This is a genomic window from Actinomycetes bacterium (genome assembly GCA_036000965.1).
Lineage (GTDB): Bacteria > Actinomycetota > CALGFH01 > CALGFH01 > CALGFH01 > DASYUT01.
The window spans coordinates 1-9,337 of the sequence record DASYUT010000329.1; the positions used below are offsets into that span (position 1 = coordinate 1).

Below are 9,337 nucleotides of genomic sequence, written 5' to 3' on the forward strand. Positions count from 1 at the left end.
AGCCGTGCCCATACCCTCTTGAAACGCACGCCGTTCCACCCCCTACGGGAACCGACCTGGACAGCCGGAACCATAGGCGTGGAGCGGCGTGCAGTCATGGAAGCCCAGCTCAGGCCACCCACGGATCAGTCAGAAGAGCCCGGAATTGGCGGACCCGTCGGCGCGTGCCGTGGTGGCTCCAGCTCGTCCTGAGCCTTGCCGCCATTGTGTCGGCGTGGTGCTTGCCGCGAACGCGCAGGCGAAGATCCAGCTGCTTGCTGGCCTGGCGGCGGTCGGCCTCATCGTGGCGGATGCCCTTCGGCTGGCCAGCTCTCGCGATGCCGGCCGCGGCTGGGTGGAGCTGGCGCTCAGGGTCCTGCTGGTGAGGTTGGGTGTCGGTTGGTAGTCGTCGAGGCGTTGACCTCATGAAAGAAAGGAGTCCAAGTGGACTCAACTAGAAAGAGTGCACTCGTTACGGGCGTATTCTTCGTTATTACCTTTATCGCCGCGATCGCAGGGCTTGTTCTCTACGGCCCTGTGCAGGACGGTACGCCGAACCTTGAGAACCGCATAGCGCGCGAACGGCAAGCGAGACCCGCCTTACGAGGAGCTGGGCCGCGACAACTTCCTCCTCAGGCACGCAACGGAGGGCTACAAGCGATGAGTCCTCCGCCAGGTCGAGCGCCTCGGTCGCAAAATTGACCCTCCAACCGCTCGCCGAGCCCGCAGAGGAGGCGCCGCAGGGGATTTCACCTCAGTCAATTCGCGTCACAACGGTCGGACTACACTTGGTGACGCTACCGGAAACCGGAAGGGCCAGTCATGAAGGCGTTCATCTATGAGAAGTACGGGCCGCCGGAGACGCTTCGGATGGCGGAGGTCGACAAGCCTGCGCCGAACGCCGATGAAGTCCTGGTGAAGGTGCTGGCAGGATCCGTCAATGCAGCGGACTGGCATTCCATGCGCGGCAAGCCCCTGTTCTCGCGCGCCACCCTGGGCTTGCTGCGGCCGAAACACAAGATCCTCGGCGTCGACATTGCCGGGCAGGTGGAGGCGGTCGGCAGCGGCGTCACTCGGTTCAAGCCCGGCGACGAGGTCTATGCCAATCTCTTGGAACATGGTTACGGCGGCTTTGCCGAATACGTTGCGGTGCCGGTTGATGCTATGTCGTTGAGGCCGGCGAACCTGTCGTTCGAGGAAGCGGCTGCCGTTCCGATGGCGGCGGTCACCGCACTCCAGGGCCTTCGCCACCACGGAGACATCCAGCCCGTTCAGAAGGTGCTGATCAATGGCGCTTCCGGCGGCGTCGGCACCTTTGCGGTCCAGATCGCCAAATCCTACGGGGCCGAGGTGACCGGCGTGACCAGCCCCCAGAACATCGACCTGGTCCGTTCGCTCGGGGCCGATCAGGTCGTCGACTACACGACGACCGACGTCGTCGGTGGTGGGCGGCGCTACGACCTCATCCTCGACACGGTCGGGAACCGATCGGTGCCCGATCTCAGAGGTGCGCTTGCCGAGGGCGGCAGGGCCGCCGTCACCGGGTTCACCAGCGTGGCGAAGCTGATAGGCGTTTCGCTGCGCGGCGGCGCCGGGCCAGGGGAAGGTGGTCGTGGGGGTGGCGTAAGGATATCGCCATGGTGTCGGCGCACGTAGCCGCCAGGGATCTGGAGCTCCTTTCGGAGCTGATTGAGGCCGGCAAGGTGCGCCCGCAGATCGACCGGCGCTATCCGTCCGCCGAAATCCCCGCAGCGATCGCCTACCTGGAACAAGGCCACGCCAGGGGGAAGGTGGTCGTGGGGGTGGCGTGAGGCATCCCCCGTCGTCCGCCCCCTTAGGACGTACCTCCCTGAGTAGTCCTCCAGGATTCCGGCAATGATCGGTGAGTGACAAGACGCCATGCGTTGAAATGTGGGAATGGCGGCGAAGCCGCAGGTTGGTTTTCTGGGATGCGCGCGAATGCGCGCCCGGCCCGCAGGCCCGGCCCAATCGTCCGTCTTCCACGATTTTGCTCGTCGTGGGCCGACGAAGGAGGCCCATCGACGGGCTCTGGATCAGCCAGACGGACTCCTACCACCCGGCCGCGTTCGGCCGATGCCCTCGCCCGGCGGGATACCACCCGGCCCGAAAGCGCCCGGCGTCAAGCTCGTTCGTCCTCGGCCGCCGCGACGGCGAGCCGGGACGGCCCGAGGGCGCCGGGCGGCCTGCGGGGCGCTCCAGCTTGACCCCGGTCGGGCCGGGTGGTCCCGATGACACGGGTCGGGCGTTCCGCCCGACGCGCAGCGGCGCCCGCCGGGCGAGGGCGCTACCGCAGCTCAGGCCGCGGGATCGGCGGCAGGCTCCAGCGGACGCGCTCCTCGTTGACGTAGTCGCGCCCACCGGTCGCTTGTAGGTAGCGGCGGTATTCACACACCTCGCACAAGCTGGTGTCCGGCTGGCCGGCCCCGCCGACCAGCAGCTTGGTCGCGGGCTGGCCGCAGTCGGCGCAGCCGCCCAAGTCGTTCTCGACCAGGGCGTGGCTGAACAGCCGGGCCTGGATCGGCTGCGGGTCGCAGTCCAGGCAGCGGCAGACGGCCAAGATCATGCCGGCGGGCACGTATCCGGTGTGGCGGCAGTGCCGGCCGTCCTGGCAGTCCAGACAGCGCAGCCGGGTCATGGCTGCTCGCCTTCGGCGCGGACGGCGCGGAGCAGCTCGTAGGCGCGGCGCTCGCTGATCCCAGCCGCAGCCGCGACCTCGCGGGCGGCCAGCCGGGTGCCGGTGGCGCGCTCGCGGGCGACCAGCTCACGGACTCGGGCACGGCTGTCGCGCTGCGGCCCGCTGCCGTTGCCGGCGGCCGAGCCGCGGTTGGGCGCGGGGAGCTGCGGGCGGAGCGCTGTGGCGTCGTCCTCGACTGCCGCACGGCTGCGACCGTCTGCGGTGCCGTGGCGGTCGACGCGGCGGGGCTCCGCGGTCGCGGTGCGATCGGTGCGGGGCAGGCCAGTGCGGGCCACGCTCATCAGCAGCTCCAGCGCCCCCAGCAGTGCGACGGGTGGCAGGGCGGCGAACAGCTGTGCGCTCATGCGGTCGGGGGCGTGGGCGACGTTCAAGGCCACGCTGACCGCGGTGGCGCAGCCGACCAGCGTCCAGGCATACCAGGGCTCTCGCCAGGAATCACCCCGCAGGTAGCGCCACAGGATGACCAGGCTGGCGGCGGTGGTGAAGGAGTCGACGAGTAGCGGTGCCGACCAGGCCAGCTCCGCCGGGAAGGCCGCGGTCTCGACCGCGAAGGCGCGGATGGCCTCGAAGGAGACGACGTAGGCGAGGGCGGCGATGGCCAGCACCAGCGCGGTCAGCGCGGCGACCAGGGCGACGCGGATCGCAGCCAGCAGTCGGTCGGTGCGGTCAGCGCGGTCGGCGGGATGCGGTGGGATGCGAAGCATTCTGCGGCTCCAGCGATGGGCTGCGGCGGCCGGGGGCTGAGCCGGCCGGGCCGCCGCAGGGTCAGGGTCAACGGTTCGCGTCGCGCTCGGCCTGCTCGCGTTCGTTCCAGGCCTCGGGGTCGGTGTCGTACTCCTCAGCCATGTCGGCGGCCTCAGTCAGCGCATCAGCCAGCGCGCGCATCGCCTGCGCGGTGCCGCTGATACAGGTGGCGCCGATCCAGACCAGCGCGTCGGTGCCCAGCGCTCCGAGCGGCGTCGCCTTGCTGATGGCTGGCTCCAGCCGCTCCCGGGTGCCGATGTGGATCTCGACCTTGGGCATCAGACCCCCTCCTGGTGGCAGACCGGGCAGACCCGGCGGCTGGCGCGCCGCTCGCAGCGCTGCTGGGTTGCTGCTGGCGGGGCGGCTGCTCCTCGCCCGCCCCGGGCGGGGCTGGCACCGCCGTCCTGCCAGCAGATCGGGGGCGAGGCAGGGCCGGGGTGTGGCCCTGCCCGAAGGTCCGCGTGGGTGCAGGGGCCCGCGCGGACCGGCGCGCAGCGCCGCCACCGATCCCCACCGGTGACCTCATCGCCGTCCCCGCCCTGGCAGCGGCCGCCCGACCAGCCATGGCCACCGGGCCGGTGAAGGCAGCCGCCCGGTCCGCTCCCGCCGCCGACCGATGCGCCAGCCGACGCGGCGGGCCGCCCGGCCGGCAAGAGCGACGGCCGCCGCGACCCGGACCGGCGCCGGCTCGTCCATCGGCAGGGCACGGTGTCGTCGCTGAGCGGAACGGTGGTTGCCGGCTCGGCCGGCTCGGGTGCCACGGCGGGTGGTGGGAGGACGCGCAGGTGGATGGCGTGGCCGGCCTGGATGACCCACGCCTCGCCCGGTTGGGCCTGGCGAACCGCCTCGGGGTCGATGCGTGGCCGCTCGCCCATGCGGGCCTTGGCGAACCCGCGGGGGCCGTAGTAGTCCAGCTCCCAGTTGTGCTCCAGGGTGCGGACCATCCCGGCCAGGGCCAACAGCCGCTCGGGGTCCGGGCACTGGTGCACGATCAACCCACCAGCACAGCTGGCCAGCAGCCGGGGGCTTGGCGGTGGTCGCCCAGCCCCTCCACGCTCTGGGCGGCGACGACGACCTGGACGCCGACGTCGCGGACCCGCTCGGCCAGGTTGATCGCCGAGTCCACCCCGGAGGCCAGGGCGGAGAACTCGTCCAGGACCAGCAGGGCGTCCTCCCCCCGCATGGCCGCATCCGCCTCGCTCTTGCTGAGCAGCGTGGGCACGGTGAGCACGGCCAGCTCCACGTCCTCGTAGCTCCAGGCGCCGCGGTCGAAGGCGCCGGCCAGGGCGGCGAAGAAGTCGGCGTACCGCAGCCGGGCGCCAGGCAGGTGGTCGCCGATCGCCTCGATATCCTTGAGCTGCAACGGCCGGCCCTCCCAGAGGGCGGCCAGCTCGTCGACGTCCAGGCGCCGCAGCAGCTCGTCCGATCCGTCGACCGCCGGCATGTCGGGGGCGGTCAACGCCAGGCGCAGGCCGGCGGAGGCGACGCGCTGGTAGAACGGCTCGGTGAACTGCTCGACCGCGAGTAGTCGGCTGGTGACCTGGACGGGTGAGCCCCGCCACATGTCCATAGCCGTGGCCGGCCAGCAACCGACCCGGGCGGTGGGGTCGCCGAGCCGGTAGGCCGCGATCAGGGCTGGGACCAGGGTGGGGTCGGTGCCCTTGCAGTCGACGAAGCACACCTTGCGACCCAGCAGGCCCGCGAGGTACACGAGGCGCAGCAGGGTGATGGTCTTGCCGGCGCCCGGGGCGCCGACCACCGCCATCGCCTTGCCTCGCAGGTGGGTTGGTGGGACCACGTAGCGGCCCTGCACCCACCCGCGGAGGTCGCCATCGAGTGCGATCCCCAGCGCCGGGGCGGTCAGCTTGTGGTCGCGGGGTCGGGCCAGCAGGCGGGCGGTCTTGCGGTCGCGAGTGCGCTGGTCGATGCGTTGGCGGCGGCGGACGAACGGGCTCCACTCCGCGCCGCCGGCAGCCCGCTCGGCCGTCCACACCGAGAGCGAGGCGGCCAGCAGTCCGACCGGGACGGCCAGCCACACCTGCGTCATCAGCAGGTCGTGGAGGAACTGGCCGACCGTGACGCGCGTGCCGGGTGGGCCGAAACCGAAGTGCAGGGCGACGTACTGCCAGAAGTGCTGGGGCACGAAGATGTGCCGGCGCAGCGCTTCCTCCGGGCCGACGACCAACAAGACGGCGGCGATGGCGGCGAGGGCGGCCAGGGTGAAGCGCCACCAGTGCCAGCGCTTCTGGAGCAGGATCACTGCCTGGCCGACCAGTGTTAGGCGACGCTTTGGATGATGACGGCCGCGACACGTTCGCTGATGACATCAGGTTTGTGTCGCCGGATGTGAAGGTGCCCATGGTCACGATGTCGACCGTGGGCACCGGTGACGGGCCTGCCGTGGCCCTGGTGGTCAGTCGCTGGTGACCTCGGTGACGGCGGCGCGGGCGCTGGACTCGTCGACGATGGCCTTGCCGTCCAGGAAGGCAGCGACCAGGGACTGGATGGCGAGGTTGTTGACCGCGCGGGGCATGCCGCGGGCTTGCTGGTGGACCAGCGCGACCGCGTCGTCGGTGAACAGGGGGTCGGAGCGGCCGGCGAGGGCCAGGTGGTGGCGCAGGTAGCCGGTGGTGGCTTGGAGGGTCATGCCGTCGAGCTGGTAGCGCAGCGTGATGCGCTGGGCCAGGGCGGCGAAGGTGCCGAGCTTGAGGCGGCGGCGCAGGGTCGGTTGGCCGAGCAGGACCAGCGCGAACGGGCTGCGGGCGTCCATGTCGGTGTTGGTGAGCAGGCGCAGCTCCTCGAGCTGGTCGTGGCCGAGGAGGTGGGCCTCGTCGAGTTATTAGGACATCCGCATAACTCGACGAGGCCCACCTGCTGTCGCCCGAGCAACTCGAGGAGCTCCGCCTGCTCACCAACACCGAACTCGACTCGGCCAGCCCCTTTGCCGGGATCCTGGTCGGCCAGCCCACCCTGGCCCGCAAGCTCCGCATGGGCGTGTTCGCCGCGCTCGACCAGCGCATCGCCACCCGCTACACCCTCAAGCCCATGGACCTGGCCGAATCCGCCGCCTACCTACGCCACCACCTCACCCTTGTCGGTCGCACCGACCCCCTGTTCGCCGACGACGCCATCGCCCGCCTCCACCGGGTCGCCGGTGGGCTACCCCGCAAGCTCAACAACGCCGCCACCGCCGCGCTCATCGCGGCCGCAGCCGAGGGCAAGGCGCTGGTCGACGACGCCTGCGCCAAACGAGCAGCCGCCGAACTCACCCGCGACTGACCCTACCCGCCAGCGCCAACAGCCATCCCCTGCAACTACCCGCAGCGCCGACCCCGACCGGTCGGCGCTGCAGCATCCCCGCCAAACCCTCTGCGCTCACCCAGCACTGCCGAACCATGCCCTCGCATTCCCGCCAAACCATCATCAGAAAGCCCTGCCGGCAACAGCAGCATGTTGACCTCGCGCTCCGGCGGTTCAGTCCGACGGCTGTCCAGTCAGCTGTCCACCGTCGTAGCCGGTGTCCATCCTAAAGGCGGCAGGTGTCCGGTGGGGTGTCCGCTGCATGGGCGCCCCGGACGGGCGGTGTCCGCGGTGTCCCTATGGCAGTGCGGTTGGTGTCCGCAGTGGTCCATCGCAGCCTGGCCGGGTCGGCATGCGACCGTGCCGTAGCCTGCCCGCACGCACTCCACGGTCGCCGTCGTCCGCCCAGGTGTCCGGTCCGCGCTGCGGTGTCCACCGCATCCTGGTCGCGCGTCCACCGTGTCCCGCGCTGTAAACGCCGCGCCGCACTCGGCCACGATGCCATCGCACACCGGACGTCCTGGGCTGCCATGCCGTCTCCGGGTGTCCGTCCATCATGCGCAACAGCTAGTCCGCCGGTCTGCCGAGCTTGGACGAGCGGCGGACGGTCAATCCGCCGATACGCCATCGGCCGGGCATCCTGGTGTCTGGCACAAGCTGCCCTACTGTCGCAAGATAGGCGTCTTGGGCTGCTCGGGAGCGGGAGACTTGGAGGTGGGGATGGCTGAGTTCCGGCTGATGACCTGGAACGTGGAGAACCTGCTGGCCGTCGGTGCCGACGGCGGCCCACGGACCCAGGCGGAGCTAGACGCCAAGCTCGCCTCGCTCGCGCAGGTGATCCACGCCCAGCGGCCCGACGTGCTCGCCCTCCAAGAGGTCGGCGCGCCCGAGGTGCTGGCCGCGTTGGGCCGGCCGCTCAGCCACGAACTTCCCCACGCGGCGGTGTCGGCCCACCCCAACGCGCGGGGGATCCGGGTGGCGTTCCTCAGCCGCCTACCCCTCACTGCCGGTCCAGCTTCACCCGTTCCCGGCTGGGCTGGCGCTGGTGCAGGCCGGTGACCCCCTGGCGGGCGGCGGCCAGCCGCCGACCCAGGGGCACATGGGTCGTGGGGCGCTGCAGGTCAGCGTCACCGCTGGTGGCCGCGAGGTGGTGGTCGTCACCGCGCACCTGAAGTCCAAACTGCTGACCTTCCCCGGCGGACGGTTCCGGCCCCGCGACGAGGGCGAGCGGCCCGGGTGGGCGCCTACGCGCTGTACCTGCGGGCCGGGGAGGCGGTGACGCTGCGGGCCCACCTGGACCAGGTCCTGGCCGGCGGCGGGCGGACCGGGGCGGTGCTTGTTGCCGGCGACCTCAACGACGGCGTGGACGCCGCAACCACCCAGCTGTTGCAGGGCCCGCCGGGGTCGGAGCTGGGCACGCCTGGGTTCGGGCGTCCCGACCAGGGCGACGGCGAGCGGCTGTGGAACCTGACCCCGCTGATCGCTGAGCCGCAGCGGTTCACCCGCGTCTTCCGGGGCCGCCGTGAGGTGATCGACCACATCTTCGCCAGCCATGTCCTGGCGGCCACCATGCCGGCGGTGTCCACGGCGCTGGCCGCGGGCCGGCTGGTCGATCAGCGAAGACCCCGGCGAGCAGGTCGGCCAGCCCGGCTCTGATCATGCCGCCGTGGTCGCCGGGTTCGAGCTCTGACGGCCCGCGACACCCGCGCGTGCGCGACGGCGCCCACGGGAGCGCGCCACCGCCCGCCTGCGCCGCCTGGACCGCCATGGCTCCGTGGTCTTCCATGACGTGACCATCCCAGGCACCACGCCAATACTGGTAGGTGGCGGATGTCTGACTGGGGTTGAATGCCTGGGTGAAGGCGGCCTTGGTGGTTTGGATCGGGCCGTTTCGGGGCTGAGCTGGCCGCCTGGTGGTCGTTGATGACAGCTCGCCGTTCAGGGACGCACGGCTTGGATCAGGAGACGAGGTCGTAGAGGAGTCGGTAGAACGCGACCCGACCGGGATCGCGGTTGGCGCCGTAGGCGTGGAGGAACAGGTCCTCCCAGCCGGGCCCCAGGTTCCAGGTGATGCTCCACGACGCCACGGCAAGGTCCCACCAGCGGTCAGCGACGCCGAGTTCGCCGAGGTCGACGAACCCGGTGATCTCCCCGTCGGCGATGAGGACGTTGGGTGGGCAGTAGTCGCCGTGGCAGACGACCAGGTCCTCTGCGCCGGGGCGGAGCCGCTTCAGTTCGGCAAGCGCCGCTTCGGGGGTGAGGTGCCGATGCTCGGGGTGGAAGTCCTCCTCGGGGTCGACCAGGCCGCCCTGGACCCGCGCTTGGGCGTGCGCGATCGCGGTGTCGAGGCGGAAGTCGAAGGGGCAGGCCGCCACGGGGGCGGCGTGGAACCGGCGAAGGCCGCGGGCCAGCAGCGCAACCAGACGTTCAGGGTCGGCGGTCAGCTGGTCGTCGGTGGCGGGCCGCCCGGGCAGTCCCGCGGTCACCAGCCAGTCGACCTTGCCGTCGGTGCCGCAGTCGAGCACCTGCGGGACGGGCAGATGGGCCTTGGCCCATCGCATCCGAGCGCCCTCGTCGAGCGCGGGGGGGTAGTGTGCC

Annotated in this window: 10 protein-coding genes and 2 pseudogenes; 5 read left to right on the forward strand and 7 right to left on the reverse strand. The window is 71.1% G+C overall.

The annotated features are described in order from the left end of the window. Nucleotides 1-214: 214 nt before the first annotated feature. Both VG276_29850 and VG276_29855 read left to right on the forward strand, forming a co-directional pair. Nucleotides 215-385, forward strand: a complete 171-nt coding sequence (locus VG276_29850; GenBank protein ID HEV8653490.1) for a hypothetical protein — start codon at nt 215-217, stop codon at nt 383-385. Between the two features lie 416 nt (nt 386-801). After that, nucleotides 802-1,790: pseudogene (locus VG276_29855) on the forward strand (NAD(P)-dependent alcohol dehydrogenase). Nucleotides 1,791-2,284: 494 nt separating this feature from the next. Here VG276_29855 and VG276_29860 read toward each other — a convergent pair. The 6 genes and pseudogenes from VG276_29860 to VG276_29885 form a co-directional block, all read right to left on the reverse strand. Beyond that, nucleotides 2,285-2,635 (reverse strand): hypothetical protein, encoded by a 351-nt coding sequence (locus VG276_29860; protein HEV8653491.1) that lies wholly within the window; start codon nt 2,633-2,635, stop codon nt 2,285-2,287. Then, nucleotides 2,632-3,399: a DUF2637 domain-containing protein gene (locus VG276_29865; GenBank protein HEV8653492.1), complete on the reverse strand. Its 768-nt coding sequence runs from the start codon at nt 3,397-3,399 to the stop codon at nt 2,632-2,634. The genes VG276_29860 and VG276_29865 overlap by 4 nt, the downstream gene beginning before the upstream one ends. A 67-nt stretch (nt 3,400-3,466) precedes the next feature. Further along, on the reverse strand, nt 3,467-3,718 hold the full coding sequence (locus VG276_29870; protein ID HEV8653493.1) for a hypothetical protein: 252 nt from the start codon (nt 3,716-3,718) through the stop codon (nt 3,467-3,469). Beyond that, nucleotides 3,718-4,428 (reverse strand): hypothetical protein, encoded by a 711-nt coding sequence (locus tag VG276_29875; protein HEV8653494.1) that lies wholly within the window; start codon nt 4,426-4,428, stop codon nt 3,718-3,720. Before VG276_29875 ends, VG276_29870 begins: the two co-directional genes overlap by 1 nt. Before the next feature lie 2 nt (nt 4,429-4,430). Beyond that, on the reverse strand, nt 4,431-5,699 hold the full coding sequence (locus VG276_29880) for a hypothetical protein (GenBank protein HEV8653495.1): 1,269 nt from the start codon (nt 5,697-5,699) through the stop codon (nt 4,431-4,433). A 153-nt stretch (nt 5,700-5,852) separates the two neighbouring features. Further along, a pseudogene (locus VG276_29885) lies at nt 5,853-6,275 on the reverse strand (AAA family ATPase). Nucleotides 6,276-6,427: 152 nt separating this feature from the next. Here VG276_29885 and VG276_29890 point away from each other — a divergent pair. The 3 genes from VG276_29890 to VG276_29900 all read left to right on the forward strand — a co-directional run bounded on the left by VG276_29890 (nt 6,428) and on the right by VG276_29900 (nt 8,395). Then, a complete protein-coding gene (locus VG276_29890; protein HEV8653496.1) occupies nt 6,428-6,718 on the forward strand; it encodes a hypothetical protein in 291 nt (96 codons plus the stop codon). A gap of 741 nt (nt 6,719-7,459) precedes the next feature. Then, nucleotides 7,460-7,798 (forward strand): endonuclease/exonuclease/phosphatase family protein, encoded by a 339-nt coding sequence (locus tag VG276_29895; GenBank protein ID HEV8653497.1) that lies wholly within the window; start codon nt 7,460-7,462, stop codon nt 7,796-7,798. 177 nt (nt 7,799-7,975) lie between these two features. Then, complete coding sequence (locus VG276_29900) at nt 7,976-8,395, forward strand: endonuclease/exonuclease/phosphatase family protein (GenBank protein ID HEV8653498.1); 420 nt, start codon at nt 7,976-7,978, stop codon at nt 8,393-8,395. 302 nt (nt 8,396-8,697) lie between these two features. On the opposite strand, the gene VG276_29905 is transcribed toward VG276_29900, so the two are convergent. Next, a partial coding sequence (locus VG276_29905) for an APH(3') family aminoglycoside O-phosphotransferase (GenBank protein ID HEV8653499.1) occupies nt 8,698-9,337 on the reverse strand: 640 nt, incomplete at its 5' end.